General features: G+C 36.7%; 19 protein-coding genes. 6 read left to right on the top strand and 13 right to left on the bottom strand.

What is annotated here, in order from left to right; all coding sequences use genetic code 11:
- Positions 1-67: 67 nt before the first annotated feature.
- Positions 68-1,264: a methionine adenosyltransferase gene (metK, locus tag D2K40_RS14920; RefSeq protein WP_117157143.1), complete on the bottom strand. Its 1,197-nt coding sequence runs from the start codon at positions 1,262-1,264 to the stop codon at positions 68-70.
- A gap of 258 nt (positions 1,265-1,522) precedes the next feature.
- Positions 1,523-1,903 carry a thiol-disulfide oxidoreductase DCC family protein gene (locus D2K40_RS14915; RefSeq protein ID WP_117157142.1) on the bottom strand — a complete coding sequence of 127 codons (381 nt, stop codon included), beginning with the start codon at positions 1,901-1,903 and terminating at the stop codon, positions 1,523-1,525.
- Positions 1,904-2,023: 120 nt separating this feature from the next.
- Here D2K40_RS14915 and D2K40_RS14910 point away from each other — a divergent pair, with 120 nt between their 5' ends.
- The 3 genes from D2K40_RS14910 to D2K40_RS14900 are packed head-to-tail and all read left to right on the top strand — an operon-like array spanning position 2,024 to position 4,593.
- Positions 2,024-3,013, top strand: a complete 990-nt coding sequence (locus D2K40_RS14910; RefSeq protein ID WP_117157141.1) for an ABC transporter substrate-binding protein — start codon at positions 2,024-2,026, stop codon at positions 3,011-3,013.
- Between the two features lie 13 nt (positions 3,014-3,026).
- Positions 3,027-3,809, top strand: a complete 783-nt coding sequence (locus D2K40_RS14905) for an ABC transporter ATP-binding protein (protein WP_117157140.1) — start codon at positions 3,027-3,029, stop codon at positions 3,807-3,809.
- Positions 3,784-4,593: an ABC transporter permease gene (locus D2K40_RS14900; RefSeq protein ID WP_117157139.1), complete on the top strand. Its 810-nt coding sequence runs from the start codon at positions 3,784-3,786 to the stop codon at positions 4,591-4,593. The genes D2K40_RS14905 and D2K40_RS14900 overlap by 26 nt, the downstream gene beginning before the upstream one ends.
- A gap of 246 nt (positions 4,594-4,839) precedes the next feature.
- On the opposite strand, the gene ytkD is transcribed toward D2K40_RS14900, so the two are convergent.
- From ytkD to D2K40_RS14850, 10 genes are all read right to left on the bottom strand, one after another.
- Complete coding sequence (ytkD, locus tag D2K40_RS14895; protein WP_117157138.1) at positions 4,840-5,310, bottom strand: RNA deprotection pyrophosphohydrolase; 471 nt, start codon at positions 5,308-5,310, stop codon at positions 4,840-4,842.
- A gap of 15 nt (positions 5,311-5,325) precedes the next feature.
- Positions 5,326-5,949 carry a hypothetical protein gene (locus D2K40_RS14890; protein ID WP_117157137.1) on the bottom strand — a complete coding sequence of 208 codons (624 nt, stop codon included), beginning with the start codon at positions 5,947-5,949 and terminating at the stop codon, positions 5,326-5,328.
- A 745-nt stretch (positions 5,950-6,694) separates the two neighbouring features.
- Positions 6,695-7,534: an ABC transporter ATP-binding protein gene (locus D2K40_RS14885; RefSeq protein ID WP_117157136.1), complete on the bottom strand. Its 840-nt coding sequence runs from the start codon at positions 7,532-7,534 to the stop codon at positions 6,695-6,697.
- Between the two features lie 191 nt (positions 7,535-7,725).
- Positions 7,726-8,070, bottom strand: a complete 345-nt coding sequence (locus D2K40_RS14880) for a YolD-like family protein (protein WP_117157135.1) — start codon at positions 8,068-8,070, stop codon at positions 7,726-7,728.
- A complete protein-coding gene (dinB, locus tag D2K40_RS14875) occupies positions 8,071-9,312 on the bottom strand; it encodes a DNA polymerase IV (RefSeq protein WP_117157134.1) in 1,242 nt (413 codons plus the stop codon).
- A gap of 102 nt (positions 9,313-9,414) precedes the next feature.
- A complete protein-coding gene (locus tag D2K40_RS14870) occupies positions 9,415-10,875 on the bottom strand; it encodes an o-succinylbenzoate--CoA ligase (protein ID WP_117157133.1) in 1,461 nt (486 codons plus the stop codon).
- 73 nt (positions 10,876-10,948) lie between these two features.
- Positions 10,949-11,767 carry a 1,4-dihydroxy-2-naphthoyl-CoA synthase gene (gene menB / locus D2K40_RS14865; protein WP_117157132.1) on the bottom strand — a complete coding sequence of 273 codons (819 nt, stop codon included), beginning with the start codon at positions 11,765-11,767 and terminating at the stop codon, positions 10,949-10,951.
- Between the two features lie 2 nt (positions 11,768-11,769).
- Positions 11,770-12,579, bottom strand: coding sequence for a 2-succinyl-6-hydroxy-2,4-cyclohexadiene-1-carboxylate synthase (gene menH, locus D2K40_RS14860; RefSeq protein WP_117157131.1), 810 nt, complete (start codon positions 12,577-12,579; stop codon positions 11,770-11,772).
- Positions 12,560-14,314 (bottom strand): 2-succinyl-5-enolpyruvyl-6-hydroxy-3-cyclohexene-1-carboxylic-acid synthase, encoded by a 1,755-nt coding sequence (gene menD, locus D2K40_RS14855; protein WP_117157130.1) that lies wholly within the window; start codon positions 14,312-14,314, stop codon positions 12,560-12,562. The genes menH and menD overlap by 20 nt, the downstream gene beginning before the upstream one ends.
- A gap of 3 nt (positions 14,315-14,317) precedes the next feature.
- A complete protein-coding gene (locus D2K40_RS14850; RefSeq protein WP_117157129.1) occupies positions 14,318-15,706 on the bottom strand; it encodes an isochorismate synthase in 1,389 nt (462 codons plus the stop codon).
- A gap of 303 nt (positions 15,707-16,009) precedes the next feature.
- On the opposite strand from D2K40_RS14850, the gene D2K40_RS14845 reads away from it, so the two are divergent.
- The 3 genes from D2K40_RS14845 (at position 16,010) to D2K40_RS14835 (ending at position 17,878) form a co-directional block, all read left to right on the top strand.
- A complete protein-coding gene (locus tag D2K40_RS14845) occupies positions 16,010-16,957 on the top strand; it encodes a 1,4-dihydroxy-2-naphthoate polyprenyltransferase (RefSeq protein ID WP_117157128.1) in 948 nt (315 codons plus the stop codon).
- A 178-nt stretch (positions 16,958-17,135) separates the two neighbouring features.
- On the top strand, positions 17,136-17,516 hold the full coding sequence (locus tag D2K40_RS14840; RefSeq protein WP_117157127.1) for a hotdog fold thioesterase: 381 nt from the start codon (positions 17,136-17,138) through the stop codon (positions 17,514-17,516).
- Between the two features lie 104 nt (positions 17,517-17,620).
- A complete protein-coding gene (locus D2K40_RS14835; protein WP_117157126.1) occupies positions 17,621-17,878 on the top strand; it encodes a hypothetical protein in 258 nt (85 codons plus the stop codon).
- Positions 17,879-18,300: 422 nt separating this feature from the next.
- On the opposite strand, the gene D2K40_RS14830 is transcribed toward D2K40_RS14835, so the two are convergent.
- On the bottom strand, positions 18,301-19,401 hold the full coding sequence (locus D2K40_RS14830; protein WP_117157125.1) for an RNA-guided endonuclease TnpB family protein: 1,101 nt from the start codon (positions 19,399-19,401) through the stop codon (positions 18,301-18,303).
- Positions 19,402-20,029: the final 628 nt, after the last annotated feature.

The following is a 20,029-nucleotide window of genomic DNA, read 5'->3' as shown; positions in this document are numbered from 1 at the left end:
TAAAAGAATTTGGATTAGAATATAGAAAAAACGCTAGGTAAGATACTTAGCGTTTTCCCTTCGTTTATTATTTTACATATGCTTGCAAAGCTTCTACTTTATCTGTCTTTTCCCAAGGAAACTCAATATCCGTACGACCAAAATGACCATATGCTGCTGTATCACGGTAAATAGGTCGACGCAAGTCAAGCATTTTAATGATACCAGCCGGGCGTAAATCAAACAAAGCACGTACCGCTTCAACTAGCTTCTCTTCACTTACTTGGCCACTACCAAAGGTATTAATTGAAATCGATACTGGTTGTGCAACACCAATCGCATAAGCAAATTGCACTTCACATGCATCAGCTAATTTAGCTGCAACGATGTTTTTAGCCACATAGCGTGCTGCATACGCAGCAGAACGATCGACTTTTGTCGCATCTTTCCCGCTGAATGCACCTCCGCCATGGCGCGCATATCCCCCATAAGTATCAACGATTATTTTTCTTCCTGTTAAACCTGCATCCCCCTGTGGACCACCAATTACAAAGCGCCCTGTTGGGTTTATGAAATATTTTGTTTCTTCATCTAACAAATTACTTGGAACAATAGGATTAATTACCTGTTCTTTTAAATCCGCTTGGATCGTTTCAAGCGGTACATCGGGGTGATGTTGCGTTGAAATAACAATCGTATCTATCCGCACTGGCTTATCATTTTCGTCATATTCTACTGTAACTTGCGTCTTACCATCTGGACGCAAATATGGCACAGTATTGTCTTTCCTTACATCTGCCAGACGTTTAGAAATTTTATGTGCTAACGCGATAGGTAATGGCATGAGCTCAGGTGTTTCGTTATTCGCATAACCGAACATAAGACCTTGGTCTCCAGCCCCTATTGCTTCAATTTCATTATCAGTCATATTTCCTTCTCTTGCTTCTAGCGCTTGGTCAACCCCTCCAGCAATATCAGCTGATTGCTCATCAATTGCTGTTAGTACAGCACAAGTCTCAGCATCAAAACCGTATTTAGCTCGTGTATAACCTATTTCCTTAATGGTTTTTCTTACTATTTGAGGAATATCAACATACGTAGAGGTAGTAATCTCACCTGCTACTAATACTAAACCAGTTGTTACTGTAGTTTCACACGCAACACGTGCATTTGGATCATTTTTTAAGATTTCATCAAGAATCGCATCAGAAATTTGATCACTAATTTTATCTGGATGACCTTCTGTTACCGACTCTGAGGTAAATAATCGACGATTTGCAGTCATTCTGCTAAATCTCCCCTTTCCTGTATCACTTCCCGACCACTTTTATATTTCATGCGTTTTTCTAAAAATCACCGCATGATAGCTGCTGATTTTACATTTAACGCAATCTAAATGTTGTCGAATAGATCTATTTTACGCCTTCTATTTTTGAACTGCAATAGTTTACATTCATTATAAAAGCATTTATTGATTGGATTTCCGCTCGAATGTTATCGTAACGGAACGAATAACAGTTGTCAATATTCAACTTTGAAATTATTAGTGAATTCGACACGTTCCATTTTTACATTTACTTTTAAACATGCGATAGCGATTCTTCGCAACCCAACGATATATTGGATTGCCAATTCGATCTGCTTTAGGTAAATAAAAAAGTGCTCCAAGCCAAAAAGTTAAGAGACATCGAAGTAATACATATCTTATCGCATAGAACCCAGTAAGACTTTCTCCGGTTGGTTTTATTAAATGAATTTCACCTTTTAGAGCTTCCTTCTTCTGTTCCGATAAATTAGTCGTCTTCTCATAGGACTGTAAGGATTGCCAGTCAAAAACACGAAACCAATCAAATGCTTTGATTATCCTTTTACTTTGAGTGCATAAATAACAATATTGATCATATAAGATCAGGTTTTTACTCATCTTTAGCCTCCTTCCTTTACCATTCCACTACTTAACTAAATTTAATCCTCTTATATATAGGCACACATTTTTCGCCCATGAATAAAGTAAAGAAAGACGTAATATAAAGGGGATAAAACAATGAAAAAATGGTATCTTTTTCTCGTTCCGATTCTTTTGTTAGTCATCTTTAGCGGTTGCTCAGAAGATGAATCACTCACAAAGGTTAAAGTTGCAGAAGTAACGCGAAGTATCTTCTATGCACCACAATACATTGCATTAGAAGAAGGATTTTTTGAAGAAGAAGGGCTTGACGTTGAATTACAAACTATACCTGGTGGCGACAAAGTGATGACCTCTCTTTTATCGGATAATTCCGATATTGGTTTAGTTGGATCAGAAACATCGATCTATGTTGGCGCCCAAGGTTCAGAAGATCCAATCATTAACTTTGCTCAATTAACACAAACAGACGGAACTTTCCTTGTAGCACGAGAGCCTAATGATGATTTTACCTTTGACGATCTAAAGGGAACTGATTTTCTTGGTCAACGTAAAGGTGGAATGCCACAAATGGTTGGAGAGTATGTATTAAAACAAAATGGAATTGATCCACAGAACGATTTAAATCTGATTCAAAATATTGATTTCGCCAATATTGCAAGCTCATTCTTATCTGGTACAGGTGATTATGTTCAACTTTTTGAACCAATAGCAAGCCAATTTGTTCAAGATGGTAATGGTACAATTGTTGCTTCTTTTGGTGAGGAATCAGGTCATGTGCCATACACCGTTTTCATGGCAAAAGAAAGTTATTTAGCAGAAAATGAAGAAACAGCACTAAAATTTGCACGTGCAATTTACAAAGCGCAAGAATTTGTTCAAAATAATGGCGCCCAAGAAATCGCAGAAATTGTTCAACCTTATTTTGAAGAAACAGATATAGATCTACTAATATCATCAGTTGAACGTTACAAAGAACAGGGCTCGTTTGCTGAGAATCCACTACTTGATGAAGAAGAATGGAACAATTTAAAATCAATTATGGATGAAGCTGGCGAGTTACCGGCAGATATTGCACATGAAACGCTCGTAAATACAGAAATTGCTAACGAGGTCATGGACGAATAAGGAGGTTTTTTGCTTGAGTTTCTTACAGATAAAGCAAATCTCACATTATTACTTTAGTCGTACTAATTATACAAAAGCATTAGATAATGTATCTCTTTCCGTTGATGAAGGATCATTTGTTTCCTTCTTAGGACCAAGTGGGTGTGGCAAAACAACACTACTTTCCATTGTAGCTGGAATTATCCGCCCAACACATGGCAGTATCACACTTCAACAACAGGATCTATTAGAAAATGATAATGAAATTGGCTACATGTTACAGCAAGATTATTTATTCCCTTGGAGAACTATTTTAGAAAACACTTTAATTGGCCCAAAAATAAAACAAACACAAAGTTCGTCTACAGTAGAGAGAGCAAAGAATATGTTGATTGAGATGGGATTAGAAAATGTATTAAACTCCTATCCAAGTAGTCTTTCGGGTGGAATGCGACAACGCGCAGCATTAGTTCGTACGTTATTGACTGATCCATCACTACTTCTACTTGATGAGCCATTTTCAGCACTTGATTTTCAAACAAAATTAAAATTAGAAGATCTAGTCTCAACCTTATTAAAAAAATACAATAAAACATCCATTCTTGTCACACATGATATTGGGGAAGCAATCGCAATGAGTGATAAAATTTATCTAATGAAAGCCAATCCAGGTGAAATCCATCAGCAATTTGAAGTTCCAATTGAAGTTCGTAACCTTACCCCTTTTGAAGCAAGAAAACATGTTAAATATCAGAACTTATTTGATCGGATCTGGGAGGAGTTGAATAGCCTTGAATCAAGATCAGCAATCCGATAATGCGCTATTTAAAGACCATTTAAAAAGATTAAAGTCCGATCGCAGGAATACGATATACTGGCAATTATTTATTTTTGTTGTTTTCATTATATTGTGGGAGACAACAAGTAGATTAGGATGGATTGATCCATTGATTTTTAGTTCACCTTATAAAGTTTCAACCCTACTCTTTTCGAATTTAATTGATGGATCACTTTGGTTTCATTTACGCATTACTCTATTTGAAACCGTTGCGGGATTCTTGGTAGGAACGGTTTCTGGTATAGTTTTAGCATTTTTGTTATGGTATTCCAGGAAGTTTTCCGATGTACTTGATCCTTATTTGGTTGTATTAAATGCCCTACCTAAAGTAGCTTTAGGGCCAATTATAATTGTAGCGCTAGGCCCAGGGTACACATCAATTATCATGATGGGAGCAATCATCTCATTTATTATTACTGCACTTGTGGTATACGGTGCATTTCGAGAGGTTGATCCTAACTATTTAAAAGTATTAGAAAGCTTTGGTGCAACGAAATGGCAATGTTTTAGAGAAGCAGTTTTTCCGGCATCATTTCCAGCAATGATATCCACCTTTAAGGTAAATGTCGGTTTATCTTGGGTGGGGGTAATTGTCGGTGAATTTTTAGTAGCCTCAAAAGGGCTTGGTTATTTAATTGTGTATGGTTTTCAAGTCTTCAATTTCACCTTAGTACTTTATAGCTTATTGGTCATTGCGTTCTTTGCCGCGGTCATGTACCAAGCCGTAGAAAAATTAGAAAAAAAGATAATCAAAAAAAACTAAAATCAAAAGTGTAAGCGCCCGGTAGCGACGTACGGACTGGACTGAGCCACAGGAGATAAAGGAAACACAACGACCGAAGGAAGTTGATGTTGACTTATCGTACGGAGGTGAGGGAAGTCTCGCTAGTCGCTGGGTGCTGGAGCTGGACGTGACCAATTTTGAATGTTAACCGCATACAGCGAATTTTATAATTTCCTAACAAAAAAAAAGAAGTCCTAATCTGCTAAATGCAATTAGGACTTCTTTTTATTCAACCAATTGTTGCACACGCTCTAAACTATACGGCAAGACTTGATCTTTCATCATAAAACTAAAAGTTGGGTTTGTTCTTAATTTTTCAGGAAGTTCTTTCAGCAATACAGGCCCTTCTGTTTCAAAGTAAGATGGTTGAACGGCTAATTCATCAATCACTGCAAAATAAATATTCTTTACCACATCTTCACTTTTCCCCTTCACATAATACTGTCCAATGTATGTTAATGATCGAACTTCTCCACCTGTTTCTTCACTAACTTCCCTTATCGCCGCTTGTGCTGCTGTTTCTCCTGGCTCTACTTTTCCACCAGGAAATTCGATCCCGCGTTCTTTATGCTTCGTTAATAACCATTGTTCTTGCCACCGGCAGATCACCCAAACATGTTTTGGATCTTTTTTGAATGGATGATCTTCAAATGACAGCTTCACTTCATTATGATAATAGTCGTAAAATTTTTTCATATCAACCGCTACCTTTTATACTACTTGATTTGTTTCTATTGTATCATTATTTGTATTATGATGATAAATATTTGTGATTTTCCAACTTTCATCATAGGTTAGTTCAATTTCAATCGTGTAATCACCATATAAATCGCTTTTATTCTCTTGCGTGATTTTCACTTTATTTTCTGCAATAATATCCTTATGATACGGTTCTGTTTCTACAAACCACGGTGGGGTTTCCGTAGGAATAATATATAATCCATCTGCTTTCTCTCGATAATAAAAGGAAACATATTCTTCTGCTACTTCAGCTGTTGTAATTTTTTTAAATTTATTAATTAGTTCTGCTTTTGTATCTATTGCCTTTACTTTATAATCTTGATCTACATCTTGAACAAGTATATCCATAAATTCATTTGTTATATCAATTAGTTCACTGTGCGTTAAGCTTACCTTGTTGGTATTTTCGGCATTCGCTTGAATAACATTAACTTTATTTACTTTTTCTTCATTGGAGATGTTCTTTCCATCCAATTCATTTGTCGCGTGTTGTTCTGTTGTCCCATTGCCATTAGTCTGTCCTTGATAAGAAAATAAAAGCAGTGGAATAATCGCTACAAAACTTAAAATGATTTTTAACTTTTTTCGCTTCATTTTCTCACCCCGCTTTCTGTTGTTAGTTTACCATTCCTTTTTATCTTTTATGTCAAACATATTTTTTCGCCGTATGGCATCTTTTGTATATATATTTAGACGTTTAAAACAAGAAAAAGTTCCATACTTATTTAAATTTTCTAAAAATATATACTAACCAAAAAAGACTCGAAGACATTGTTTTTACGACTGAATTTATATAAACTACGACGGAAAATCTATAAACTGTGCATTAAACACTTACCCGCTCCTCAAGTGAAATTGTCTCCCTTTCCGCAGGCATGGCTTCAGCTAACTCAGAAAGCCAAGTTCGCTTTCCGAGTGGATCTTCAGCTCGCGCTGTTCCTGCAGGAGTTTCGACAATTTCACTTGATCCGCTAGATAGTTTAAAAATATATTGATTACAGACGTGGCAGAAAAGCTTATTGCGTGTTAATAGCTCAAATCAGGACTGGGTCCACTAACTAGCGGGGGAAGTAAATGGATGACACTCCTGTGGGAACAGCTAATGTTTTCGATGGGGCGAGTAATCGCAGTCCCACAAGTCGAAGATCCACTCGGAGGTGCTTTTCCTCCGAGTTAGCTGAGACTGAGCCCACGGAAAGGGAATCCATTTACTGACGTAGCGGGTTAGTAACTCACATTACTAACTATTGCGCTTTTTATATCAACCCTGAATATTAATAGGTGTATGTAAAAAAGAACATCAAAAAATCCCACTACCAATTATGATAGTGGGATTTCTCTATTGTGCTTGGGCTGCTTTCATTTGTGACTCTGCAACTGCTTCTTTTATTAAACATCGACCACGTCCATGTGGAATACACATTGGTGTACCGAACATGGGGTCATACGTTACATCACATTTCATTTGGAAAACATCTTGAACCATATTACAGCTAACGATTTCTTCTGGTTTTCCTTGAACATGCACTTTTTTATCCTTTATTGCTACAATATGATGCGCATAACGACAGGCTAGATTTAAATCATGTAACACCATTACAATCGTGTTTTGATACTTTTCATTTAACTCAAATAATAAATCTAATACTTCGATTTGATGCGTCATATCTAAATATGTTGTTGGTTCATCTAATAAAATAGTATCTGTTTTTTGAGCTAAAATCATTGCAATCCAAGCTCGTTGGCGTTGACCACCCGATAACGAATCAACTGCACGATCTTTTAATTCTAACATGTTGGTTGATTGTAACGCTTCGTAGACTGCATCTTCATCTTCTGTTGACCATTTATTAAACATACCCTTATACGGATTCCGTCCTTGTTTAACCAAGTCAACAACGCTTAGCCCCTCTGGACTAATTGGACTTTGTGGAAGAATAGAAAGCTGTTTTGCCACTTCTTTTGTAGGTATTTTTGCGATATTTTCACCATTAAGTACAACACCGCCTTCTTTAGGCTTTAACAACCTTGCCATTGAACGTAACAATGTTGATTTTCCACAACCATTTGCACCGATAAAAACAGTGATTTCCCCTTTGGGTATTGCCATATTTAAATCGTCTATAATAATATCTTCACCATAACCAAGCGTTAAATCTTTTGTAGCGATCGTTTCCATCTGCAATCTCTCCCTCACGAGCGTTGCTTTTATACCCAAAAACAGTAGCTGTATTTTTAAATTTATCTATATCTAAAGTAGGATTATTATTTTTAAGAATACTTCTAGTTTATTGGCTATTAACTATTTCGTCAATGATTTTGATAATCTTTATCAATTATATTATTTTGTCGCTAAAATTATGATTACTTCTACATAATAGATACATTTAGAATATCTTGAAATAAAATCCATTCAATACCATCGTTTGTATCAAGCTTGATCCGTTGTTTTTGCCCATCTATTTGTTTAACTTCACCAATTCTATAGACAGTTTCAAATGGATCAAATACTTTTACTTTAATGGCCTGGCGAAAATGAAATGCCTCATTAATTTGTTCCGAAAAAAGAGTGATTTGCTGTTCATCCAATAGTGGTTTTGTTTGTTTATTCAATTCCTTTTCATGTGCTCGCAGTACTTGTTTATGTTCTGGAAGCATCATTCGACTTGACTCCCACATCAAATTATATCCTGGTGTTAATTTGTTTGGCTGCATTTATAAACCCTCCCCTTTGTCATGACCACCAATTTTTCCAGCTCGTATGTGCGCTTGGCCTGCTGTCATTAACGAAGAAGCACGGACAATAGCTGTTGGCCCGTACTTTTGATAGATAACATCCATTGTTTCATTTAATTTGATTTTTTCTAATGGATCATCAAATAAAGAGAGTTGATGTATCTCTGCTTTTTCTAGCTGTGACAATGTAATGCCAATCCCCCGGACAGGTAAGCCATCCCAATGTTTCTGAAACAGTTGCAAAGCCACTTGATAAATATCCATATCAAAGTGAGTCGGTGATGCCAACTTTTTCTGCCGATTAAATCCAGTTCTCACTTGAAAATCACTACCTTTCACCTGAACTGAAACCGTATGCCCAATATAGTGATGTGTACGTGCCCGCCGTGCAACTTCTTCAGCTAACTCTAGTATAATAACCTTGATCTCATCCAACTTTTGATAATCACGTGGAAGTGTCATATGATGACCAACCGCTTTTTGTTCTTGATGTGTTGATGGTGTTACAGGACTTTCATCAATTCCATTTGCTGTTCGCCATAACAATTCTCCGTTAATCCCCCAACGTTTTTGTAACCATTTCACTGGATGATTTGCTAGGTTCCCTATTGTATGTAGCCCCATCTTTTCCAAATGTTTTTCCATTCTTCGACCAACACCAAACAGTTCACCAATTGGAAGCGGCCATAACTTTTCCGCTAAATTGTCTTGATTCAATTGAAAAATTTCATCGGGCGATTTTTTTGCAAATGCATCACAAGCCATTTTGGCTAATACTTTGTTTGGTCCTATTCCAACTCGTGCTTTTATACCAACATCCTCAAAAATAGCCTGTTGAATCTTTTTAGCGATTTGTTGCGGCGTACCAAATAAGTTTTGACTCCCTGTAACATCAATAAATTGCTCATCGATTGAGTAGACTTCAATACAATCTGTAAATTGTTCTAAAATTTTTGTGATTTGATAGGATACATCTATATATAACTGCATACGCGGCCTGACTACTACTGCTTCTGGACATTTATTTTTGGCTTCCCATAAAGCTTCAGCTGTTTTAATTCCACTTTGCTTTGCGAGTGGACAAGCCGCTAAAATAATTCCGCTCCTACGTTCTGGATCACCGGATACTATCAGCGGTTTATTCTGATAACTAGGATTAGCTGCCTTCTCAATCGAGGCATAAAAAGATTGCATATCAACTAAAAAAATCACTTTTGACATTCTAAACATCTCCCATAAAAAAGAACCTTTGTTCGTGTCTACAGTATACACGAACAAAGGTTCTTTTATCAATGGAAATTGTTAGATGTCATTTCACTACTACTATTCAAGCATTTCCTCTAACTGATAGCGCAATAATTTATTAGAAGCATTTCGTGGCAAATACTCAACTATATGAAAGGATTTAGGAATTTTATATTTTGCCAACGATTCACTACACTGTTGTTTTACTATGTCAAAATCAAGTTTTCTATCAGCAACTAAAAAAGCAACCGGAACCTTTCCCCATATGGCATCTTTTTGTCCTACAACACCAGCTTCTTTAATACCGTCAATTTCTACTAGTACATGCTCCACTTCAGCAGGATAAATATTCTCACCACCAGAAACAATTAAATCTTTTCGACGATCCATAACATATAAAAATCCTTGTCCATCCAAATAACCTAAATCACCTGTGGCAAGCCATTCTTGATTAAAAGCAGTTCGATTCGCTTCTTCATTTTGGTAATAGCCATTTGTTACCATTGGTCCTTTAACAAAAATTTCACCAACCTCTAATGGTGCAGTTGCCTGATCATCTTTTAGTATTTTAATTTGAGCGGAAAATAGTGCTTTTCCTGCTGAACCAATTTTTTTAAATGCATCAGCTGGACTTAACGTAACAATTTGTGAACTCGTCTCTGTCATACCATAGGTTTGAAAGACTGGGATTTGATGTTTTTTTGCTTTTTCTAATAAATGCTTGGATGCTGGTCCACCACCAAGTAACATGCACCGAAATATTGCTGGATAGGTTTGATTCTCCAAATTCTCAATTAAGCGATCTAACATAACAGAAACAACGGAAACAATTGTCACACCTTTTCTCAATATTGCTTGATTAATAGACGTGACATCAAACTTATCTAATAAGTAGATTGGCATACCATAAATCACGTTTTTCATAAGTAACGAGAAACCACCAATATGAAATAAAGGTAATGTTGCTAACCATTTGTCTTGTCTGTCTATGCCTAAATTTAAAGCAGATGCAATTGCACTTGACCAATGGTTACGATATGTATGTACAACTCCTTTTGGTTTCCCTGTAGTTCCAGAAGTGTACATAATTGTAAACACATCATCTAGGTAAATTTCTGTTTTTAAAGTAATAGCTAATCCCTGTAGTTTTTCTACTGTTATAAATGAAGCTATCTGCACGTTTTTCTCATCTTTAAAATGATCTATATTATCTTCATCAGTTAAAATATAGCTCACATTTGCGTCACGTATTTGAAAGGCTAATTCATTTTTTGAAAGGCGCGTATTAAGCAGGACAACAACTGCTCCTACATATGACAATCCATGGATGGCTATTACCATCTCTAAGCTGTTAGGTGCATAGATCGCTACATGATCACCTTCTTTAACACCAAGAGAAGCTAATCTTTTAGCAAATTGCTGTGCGCGATCTCGAAGTACTGAGAATGTTATCGAGTCAAATAGTGGGGATTCAATCGCATTATTATCAGGTGCTAAATCTGCTTGTTTATCTAACCAATGTGGCATTGTTTCTTTCACAAAATGACCTCCAATGTAAGAAAGAGACGAACATTTTTTCATATGCTCGCCTCTTGTAATTAACCTATCTCTATTATGGGAAGCGTGGAAACTGTTTGAAGTCAGGATCGCGCTTTTCTTTAAACGCGTCACGACCTTCTTTCGCTTCATCTGTTGTATAGTAAAGCAATGTTGCATCTCCACCCATTTGTTGCAATCCTGCTAGACCATCTGTGTCTGCATTAAACGATGCTTTTAAGAAACGAAGTGCAGTTGGGGATTTGCTTAGCATTTCTTGACACCACTGAACAGTCTCTGCTTCTAATTGCTCCAATGGCACGACAGTATTAACTAAGCCCATATCCATTGCTTCCTGTGCACTATACTGACGGCAAAGGAACCAAATTTCACGTGCTTTCTTATGTCCCACAATACGTGCCAAGTAACCTGCACCATAACCTGCATCAAAGCTTCCTACTTTAGGACCAGTTTGTCCGAAAATTGCATTGTCTGCGGCAATCGTTAAGTCACAAACTACATGCAACACGTGTCCTCCACCAATTGCGTAACCTGAAACCATTGCAACTACAGGTTTTGGAATCGTACGCATAAGGCGCTGTAAATCAAGCACATTCAAACGAGGAATCTGATCATCTCCAACATAACCACCATGACCACGTACTTTCTGATCGCCACCAGAGCAAAATGCATCATCTCCAGCTCCTGCAAGAACGATTACACCAATAGTTGAATCATCTCGCGCATGAGCAAATGCATCAATTAATTCATTCACCGTTTGTGGACGAAATGCATTACGAACCTCTGGGCGATTAATCGTTATTTTCGCAATTCCATCATATGTTTCATATAAAATATCACTATATTCTTTTTTTGTTGTCCATGTTATTGACATGTTCATTCCTCCATATAAATAAAGTCTTTTACTATTGTACCAAATTTTTCTGTTTGTTCCACATGAACAGCATGACCTGTATTAGGAACAATATGTAACGTAGCGTTTCTAAAATTAGTTGCCATCTTTTCAGCAATTGAAACAAACTTCTTATCTAAGGATCCTGCAATAAGTAATACAGGCGATGAAGCCGTTGCTAATTGATCCCACCAAGAAGGCTGCTTTCCTGTACCCATACCTCGTAAAGATGCTGCTAAGCCTCGCTCTGATTGAGCAAGCCTTTCTGCATGAATTTTTTCCTTTTTCTCTTCAGACATATTCTTTTGTGTAGCAAACAACGGGAGATCCTCCCATTCCTCTACAAATGCTATGATACCATTCTCTTCTATTTTTTGTGCTAAACTATCATCTTTTGTTTGGCGTGCTACTTGTTCATGTGATGACTCTAATCCTGGAGATGCACTCTCTAGTGTTAGTGTAGCCACTCTTTTGGGATATGAAATTGCAAATGATAATGCTGCTCTACCACCCATTGAATAACCAACAAGATGGGCTTGTCCAATTGCTAGTTGCTCAAAAAGTAATGCTAGATCTTCACAGAAATCTTCCATCCGAATCGGATCAGTCAGCGTACTTTTCCCATGTCCTGGCAAATCAAGTGCAATACATCGGTTTGTAGCAGAAAAAGAAGCTATTACATCATACCATGTCGCACGAGTTCCAGTAAATCCATGCAAGAAAACAACTGGTGTACCTGTACTCGACCCAATCTCTTCAACCCAATATCTTCGTTCATTCGCTGTCAGATACATCGCTTTCCCCTTTCAATTGTTCAGCAATTTCCTTCCATTTATCCTCATGCCATGTCGCATTTTCAGCACGGTTTGTCTTCACTTCGATAAGGGATAAACCTGGTATTTGATAGCTATCTGTTAATGCTGATTGCAACGCGTCCCAATCACTTGGATTATAATAAGATGCTTGATACAAGTTAGCAATATGTAAAAAATCAAGATTCATTGGTGTTCCAAATAATGCTTCAAAGTGTGGAACTTCTTGTTTGGCTTGTGGTAAGAAAGAAAAAATACCACCACCGTTATTATTCAACAAAACAATCGTAATATCCATTGTGTAATGCTTCGTTAGCAACAAACCATTTTGGTCATGAAAAAAAGATAAATCACCAATCAGTAAAGTCACTCGCTTACCTGAAGTAGCAGTACCAAGTGCACTTGAAGTGACACCATCAATTCCATTAGCACCGCGATTTGCTAATATACGAATTTGCTTGTCTGTATGGAACCAAAAAGTATCTACATCACGTATCGCCATGCTGTTTCCAACATAAAAAACGCTATTATCTGGTATTACCTTAGCAATAGCATTAACTACATGTCCTTCTGTTAAAGTTTCTGACATTTTTTTTGCTAATATATCCACAGCTATTTCATTATATTCCTGCCAACTCTTTAACCAACTTTGATTGAATCGAGGGGATTCTTTATGTAACAGTGCTTCGCATAGAAGTTTTGGTTCCCCATGGATAATCGTTGATTGATGTCCAATTGGTTCACGATATCCTTCTACTTCTTCAACAATATAGTGATCTGTATTTGGATTTTCTTTCAACCACAGTGTATAAGGTTTAGAGACTGGCATCGCGCCAAATCTAATAATAAAATCAGGTCTTAATCTATCCCTAGTTTCTTGATGTTTTAAAATCGCATCATAACTTTCAATTACTTGCGTTTTATCATGACTTCCTGAACGTAATTGTGACAACGGATCTGCAAACAGAGGTATCCCCCAGAATTTCGCGAGTGCTGTTATCGCTTCTTGTGCACGCTGGTCTTCCATTAGGCCACATACAATTACACCATTTTCATGCTGCTTAATCCGGTCATGTAAAACTGTTAATTGTTTGTCAGTAAGTTGTTTTTTTCCTTCTGTCATATCTAAGTGCGCTATGTCTTGATTCAATCCCCACAAATCAACCATAGAAAAATCAGGTACCAATGGCTCGCGAAACGGAAAATTCAATTGGACTACTCCCCGATTAGCAGTATTCGCAATGTGAAATGCTCGTGCAGCTTTTCCTCTTACATAAGTTACCTGTCCTTCTATCGGTTCAGGAAGACCCATATCATGAAACCATTTTACGTAATCGCCATACAGTTTGGTTTGATTAATTGCTTGCGGTGCCCCAACATCCCGCAATTCATGTGGACGGTCTGCAGTTAAAATTAGCAATGGAACACGGCTGTAATACGCTTCAATAACAGCTGGATAATAATTTGCCGCTGCTGTACCAGAAGTACAAACAAGTGCTACTGGACGTTGTGTTTGTTTTGCAATACCAAGTGCAAAGAATGCTGCTGACCGCTCGTCCATATTAATCCAATGTGTAATATGAGGATAAGTTGCAAATGTCATCGCTAAAGGTGTGGAACGAGAGCCTGGAGAGATAACCACATCACGTAACCCACTTTGGTAAAGTTCATCTACGAAATTTGCAACATACCTTGTTAAACTTTCCGTATGATTCATTAATTAAAGACCTCCTAAAGCTGTCAGCATTGGGGTGAACTTCACCATTGTTTCTTCATATTCAGCTTCTGGTTCTGAACTTTTCACAACACCACATCCTGCAAACAATGTGGCTTTCTCTTCGGTTATAAGTGCGGATCGAATTGCGACGGCAAACTCACCATTTGAGTAAGCATCTAACCAACCTATCGGTGCACCATACCAACCACGATCCAATGATTCATGTTCACGAATAAAGCTCAATGATGCTTCCCGTGGTAATCCACCTAATGCTGGTGTTGGATGAAGATCCTTAACAACGTCAAATATTGAAAAACCTGATTTTAAATTAGCTACGACTGGCGTATATAAATGCTGTAAATTCTTTAGTGGATAAATGACCGGCTCATTTGGGATATCAATAGCATCACAGTATCTTTCTAATGACCCTTTAATCATACGGACAACATAATCATGTTCTTCCCGATTCTTTGTATCTTTCCATAATCTTTGACCAATTTGATCATCTTCTGCTTTTGTTTTTCCACGAGGGGCTGTTCCTGCTAAACAAGTTGAAAACAACTGCTGCTTATCAATGCGGACTAACCGTTCTGGTGTTGCACCAATAAAACAATCCTTGTCCTTTTCAATCGCAAAAACAAAACTTAATGTTTGATTAGTCGTTAATTCCTTTAAAACAGAGAAGATCACTGGCTGCTGTTCAAAAACTACTTCCATTTTTCGAGCAATCACAATTTTAGACGGTGTACCTTGACTAATTTGTTCGGTTGCTAACTTAACAAGTTCCATCCATTTTTCAGGTGAACTTTCTAATTTATCTTTCATTATTGGCATTACCTGTTCTATCTGTTGCGGGGCAATAAGTTGCCTTTTCTGTTCTTCAATTTCTTCTTGCAAACGAAATTTTTCATCTTTATCAGTAATCTTCAAATTAATAGTGAGGTAAAAATCCTCTTTATTTTTTGTTAATAAGTAAGTTGGTACTGTGAAGTGACTACCACTAAACTTTTCCCATAGTGCTGTTTGGCAACTAGTATAATCAAAAGGAAAAGCTCCAATTGCAATAGGTCCAGTACCAGCCTGCTGATATTCATTATGGATCATTGCATTTTGTAAAAGCTGTTTCCACTGTTTTTCGGTACTCTGATAATAATTTTCATCTGCATGCATAGAGAATGTTACTCCCGCACCTACTAAATAAAAATCATCTGGTACACTTGCCCAAAATGAACGATCTTTTTCTAAATACTTTGCTTGTTCAAAAAAAACATGTGGATCAACTGGATCAATCTTTTCAGTAATACTTAATACTTGTACTGCCTTATTTATTTTCGCACGCTCGATCGCATCTTCTAATAATTGACCTAGCTGTTTTTGTTGTGTTTCTATCATGCTCTACCCTCCAATAATGATAGGGATATCTATCAAGGCATTCATCTCCTATATATGATATATCTATTCACTATTTTTATTAACTTAAAACTTTCCCCTATTATATTTTATTCTGTTTTTAAATGATTCTCAACAATCATGATTATTTCCATTAATTTTATTATACAATTTAATTGACACGACTTCTTTCGTTCTCTAAACTTATAATGATATTATTGATATTAATATGCAATTATTTTAGAAAAAAAGAGAGAAAGCAAAAGAAATATCGCCTGAAAGTGCGTTAGGGGAGACACATAGATTATGCAATCATTACAAAATAACACAATAAAAGCAACATTGAACGAAAAACCCGGCTTCCATGTTTGGTGGAGACTATTACGTCCACATACATTAACTGCCTCTTTCGTTCCAGTATTTATTGGAAGTATGTTAGCTATATTAGATGGATCGATAAATTTCTTATTATTTTTAGTAATGCTTTTAGCTGCAATGCTCATCCAAGCAGCTACCAATATGTTTAACGAATATTATGATTATGTTCGTGGACTTGATAATGAAAATTCAGTTGGAATAGGCGGAACTATTGTGCGTGATGGTATCCCTGCTAAAACAGTATTACGCTTAGCCTGTAGCTTCTTTATATTGGCAATGTTATTGGGTGTTTATATTTGTTTAGAATCAAATTGGTGGGTAATGGCTGTAGGTCTATTCTGTATGCTGATTGGTTATTTATATACAGGGGGGCCCTATCCAATTGCTTCAACACCATTTGGAGAACTTGTTTCTGGTTTCTTCATGGGAACGATGCTAATTGGTATTAGTTATTATGTACAAACGATGGCGATCTCAACAAATATGATTTTAATCTCTATTCCTGTTGCTATATTTATCGGTTTAATACTCCTTGCTAATAATATTCGTGATTTAGAAGGGGATAAAGCGAATGGTCGTAAAACCCTCGCTATACTACTTGGCCAAAAGAAAGCAATTACGTTGTTAACAATCTTTTTTGCTACCAGTTACCTTTTAACACTAGTGTATATCGGAATTGGGGTTTTGCCTCTTTGGTCAGCACTTACATTATTAAGTATTAAAAAAGCAAAGCAAGCTGTAACTGGATTCCAAGGGAAAACTACCAATGTTGAAATGATTCCTGCAATGGTAGCAACTGCACAAACAAATACAATTTATGGACTTTTACTAGGTTTATCTTTATTAATTCAAATTTTTATTCCTTTTTCATTCTAATTATTAAAAATGACGAGCAGACATTAGTTGTGTCTGCTTTTTTTACACTGATTAGCATGGGTGAATAGCCAACGTAGTAAAAATTTTTCAGGAAATCAGTATAAGTGCAACTAGGCAATCACCGGCCCAGAAGGCTTGGTGCTAGCCAAGTTTTCTTTATCGAAAGGTGTTGTAATGGATGGACTTACGTGGAACATTGATGGAAGCTTTAGAAATGGAAGTGATTAAACAACAAGCAGGTATTGTTGAAATAAAAATGCCTGTTAATGAAAAAACACGCCAGCCTATGGGATATTTGCATGGTGGTGCAAGTGTGGCACTTGCAGAGTCAGCAGCTAGTATTGGTGCATTAACAAACGTTGATGCTAGTAAGTATCAAATTTTCGGTATTGAAATAAATGCTAACCACATTAAAAGTAAGCGAGCTGGTTGGGTAATCGCTCGTGCAACCCCTGTTCATTTAGGCAGAAAAACAATGGTATGGCAAATTAACATTGTTGACGAATCTGAAGAATTAATTGCTACCTCCCGTTGTACAATCGGTGTTGTTGAGCTTTGAGTTAAAATAAGGAAGATTTCATAATTAATCTTCCTTATTTGCAATTCTTTTTATATAATAAAATTTGAAGTAATTGAATTATTCCTCTATAAGGAGACTTGCCTATGACTTTGTTACCTCGCCAAAAATCTTCGTTATTAGCACAACTAGAAGTCATCATCCCTCGATTAGCAACTAATGACCTAATTTATCCAACATTAACAGCGCGACTCAAACGTGAGAAATCTGGTTACATCGGTGAAAAATCACTAGATTATTATTTGAATTTTTTCACGAAAAAAATCCCACTTTTGCATGATGTACGTATGGAAGGACAAGATAACTTTTTTTCAACAGTTACAGCGTTTACTAGCAAAAAGTAATTATAGTGCTATTCCAATCCATACCCTCGTTGTTTTTTCCAATCCAAATGCTATATTGCAATTTAAAAAACACCACCCAGACCTAATTACAAGCCAACAGTTAGTTAAGCGCATCCCCGAGCTACATCAACAATATCCAAAAAAGATAGTTACAACTAAAGAAACGTTTCGTATTGGAGAGGTCTTAGTGACATCCTCTCGGCATTGAAATACCGAGCTTCCCAAGGAAGACCTCTCAAAGAGACGTGGGAGCGGCTCATTACGGTGGAGGCTCTATCTCACGACAGTACCCTTGTTGTTCCATTTCTGACCCACTTTCGAACATGACCGCTATATCTCGTGCCACACGAGACTCCTGCATCAGATTATACCGCGCAGGCACTTGGTCTATCGGTGAAATCCCGTCTTACGACGTCAATCACCTACACCGCCAAGCTAGTGCTAGTTGCAATATTGTTAGAAGCGTTTAAATCAGCGTGGTTTTTGTATCCACATTTTTTGCATTTGAATATTTCCTTGCGTCGATTCCCTTTATCTGCATGTTTACAATAAAAGCAAGTTTGGCTCGTTTTATATGGATTAATATCAACAACTGGAATATTAAATTTAAAAGCCCGTTCTTTGATAAATTGCTTTAATTGATAAAACGACCAAGAATGGATGGTTCTGTCAACTCGTTTTAAACTACGACAAGTGCTTCGGATGTCATCTAGTTGTTCTAACTTAATCAAAGGGCTATCAAACTGTAGTGCGAAATCAACAATATCTTTAGCTAATTTTCGGTTATAGTCTTTCATCCAACGACTTTCTTTTTTACCAACGCGTTCAATAGCACGCTGTGCCTTTTTCTTTCCTAACGAACGGCGCTGGGAACGAAAGTGACGTCTCTTATAACCGACTTCTTTTCCTGAAAAAAATTGTCTTTTTCCGCTAGTAGGTTCTGAAAGAACCGCAAGGTGACGAAGGCCTAAATCTACACCTATAGGTGTATAATAAACAAAGTCTTTCATTGTTTCTTTAAATTCCAATTCAGAGCTTACTTGGATGGGGATAGCAATGTACCAATCCCTTCCTTTTCGGAACAATTCCATTGTTCCGCGGTTCTCTTTGTTTTCTTTTAACAGAAAAGGAAAATACATTTTTACATCTTCGCTTTCTACGACAGGAATGCTTTTCTTTCCTAAATTTGATGTGAAAGCAATATACCATTTTCCGTTTTTTTCAATGCTATTCCAATTTTGATTATTAATTTTAACGCCAAGTGAATTTCTAAATATAGGAAGCGTTTTCGCTTTTCCTTTTTTGAAATCTGAAATAGCTTTTCTAGCACGACGAATCGCTTCGTTTTTAATGGCAGATTTTAAATTAAAATTCACATTTTTAGAGGAGAGCTTTTCACCGTTATGAAGACGTTCTACACAATCATTAACACAAGCAGCAAATTCTGTTTGTTCTTGTACGAAGAGTTTGTGTTTTTTCTTTGTTACATCTTGAAGCCTTACTATCATGGTCTTTGTTGCCATTTTTTCACCTCCTCGTTTACATTATACCAAACAAACGTTTGAAAATCGTTTCAAAACACTTATTTTTTCAAGAAAAACAAAAAAAGAATAGACCTTTGGCATTCATCACCTCATTGAAATAAGGTATTTTATTCCAATTCATCGTAAAATTCCGTAAACCACATCATAAGTATGTATTGAAAGAGTATTCCATTGATTACTCTCGAATTCAAAAGGGGTCTGGTGCACCCATTGCCACAAAAGCATGATGGTACGTGAAAAAAGAAACTGGCGCTGTCATATTTGTAACCATCAAGATAGCAACGCACACTTTGCAGCACTTTACGAGTACAAGAAAATATTTGGAGACGAAATTACCAATGCAGCAGCACGAAGTTTTTTGCAAATTGAATCAAGTACTGTAGTGAAGAGAATACTTAAAAATGCAGGCTTAAAAAAAATTGGTGAAAATAAAGGAAGTAAATATATTATATCCTGAATAATAAGGCAGCGAATATTTTACTGACGACCGATATATTCTGCTGACGACCGATATATTCTGCTGACGACCGATATATTCTGCTGACGACCGATATATTCTGCTGACGACCGATATATTCTGCTGACGACCGATATATTCTGCTGACGA

The sequence above is a fragment of the Paraliobacillus quinghaiensis genome, assembly GCF_003426025.1.
GTDB classification, from domain to species: domain Bacteria; phylum Bacillota; class Bacilli; order Bacillales; family Amphibacillaceae; genus Paraliobacillus_A; species Paraliobacillus_A quinghaiensis.
Note: the sequence above shows the minus strand (reverse complement) of the source record. Positions and strands in the feature narration are given on the sequence as shown.

What these genes read in the sequence shown, in the direction of transcription:
- D2K40_RS14845 (WP_117157128.1), top strand. Translation starts at nt 16,010, where the DNA reads ATGCAATCATTACAAAATAACACAATAAAAGCAACATTGAACGAAAAA.
- D2K40_RS14830 (WP_117157125.1), bottom strand. Translation starts at nt 19,401, where the DNA reads ATGGCAACAAAGACCATGATAGTAAGGCTTCAAGATGTAACAAAGAAA.
- dinB (WP_117157134.1), bottom strand. Translation starts at nt 9,312, where the DNA reads ATGTCAAAAGTGATTTTTTTAGTTGATATGCAATCTTTTTATGCCTCG.
- D2K40_RS14910 (WP_117157141.1), top strand. Translation starts at nt 2,024, where the DNA reads ATGAAAAAATGGTATCTTTTTCTCGTTCCGATTCTTTTGTTAGTCATC.
- ytkD (WP_117157138.1), bottom strand. Translation starts at nt 5,310, where the DNA reads ATGAAAAAATTTTACGACTATTATCATAATGAAGTGAAGCTGTCATTT.
- metK (WP_117157143.1), bottom strand. Translation starts at nt 1,264, where the DNA reads ATGACTGCAAATCGTCGATTATTTACCTCAGAGTCGGTAACAGAAGGT.
- D2K40_RS14880 (WP_117157135.1), bottom strand. Translation starts at nt 8,070, where the DNA reads ATGCAGCCAAACAAATTAACACCAGGATATAATTTGATGTGGGAGTCA.
- menB (WP_117157132.1), bottom strand. Translation starts at nt 11,767, where the DNA reads ATGTCAATAACATGGACAACAAAAAAAGAATATAGTGATATTTTATAT.
- menD (WP_117157130.1), bottom strand. Translation starts at nt 14,314, where the DNA reads ATGAATCATACGGAAAGTTTAACAAGGTATGTTGCAAATTTCGTAGAT.
- D2K40_RS14915 (WP_117157142.1), bottom strand. Translation starts at nt 1,903, where the DNA reads ATGAGTAAAAACCTGATCTTATATGATCAATATTGTTATTTATGCACT.
- D2K40_RS14890 (WP_117157137.1), bottom strand. Translation starts at nt 5,949, where the DNA reads ATGAAGCGAAAAAAGTTAAAAATCATTTTAAGTTTTGTAGCGATTATT.
- menH (WP_117157131.1), bottom strand. Translation starts at nt 12,579, where the DNA reads ATGTATCTGACAGCGAATGAACGAAGATATTGGGTTGAAGAGATTGGG.
- D2K40_RS14840 (WP_117157127.1), top strand. Translation starts at nt 17,136, where the DNA reads ATGGACTTACGTGGAACATTGATGGAAGCTTTAGAAATGGAAGTGATT.
- D2K40_RS14850 (WP_117157129.1), bottom strand. Translation starts at nt 15,706, where the DNA reads ATGATAGAAACACAACAAAAACAGCTAGGTCAATTATTAGAAGATGCG.
- D2K40_RS14835 (WP_117157126.1), top strand. Translation starts at nt 17,621, where the DNA reads ATGACTTTGTTACCTCGCCAAAAATCTTCGTTATTAGCACAACTAGAA.
- D2K40_RS14885 (WP_117157136.1), bottom strand. Translation starts at nt 7,534, where the DNA reads ATGGAAACGATCGCTACAAAAGATTTAACGCTTGGTTATGGTGAAGAT.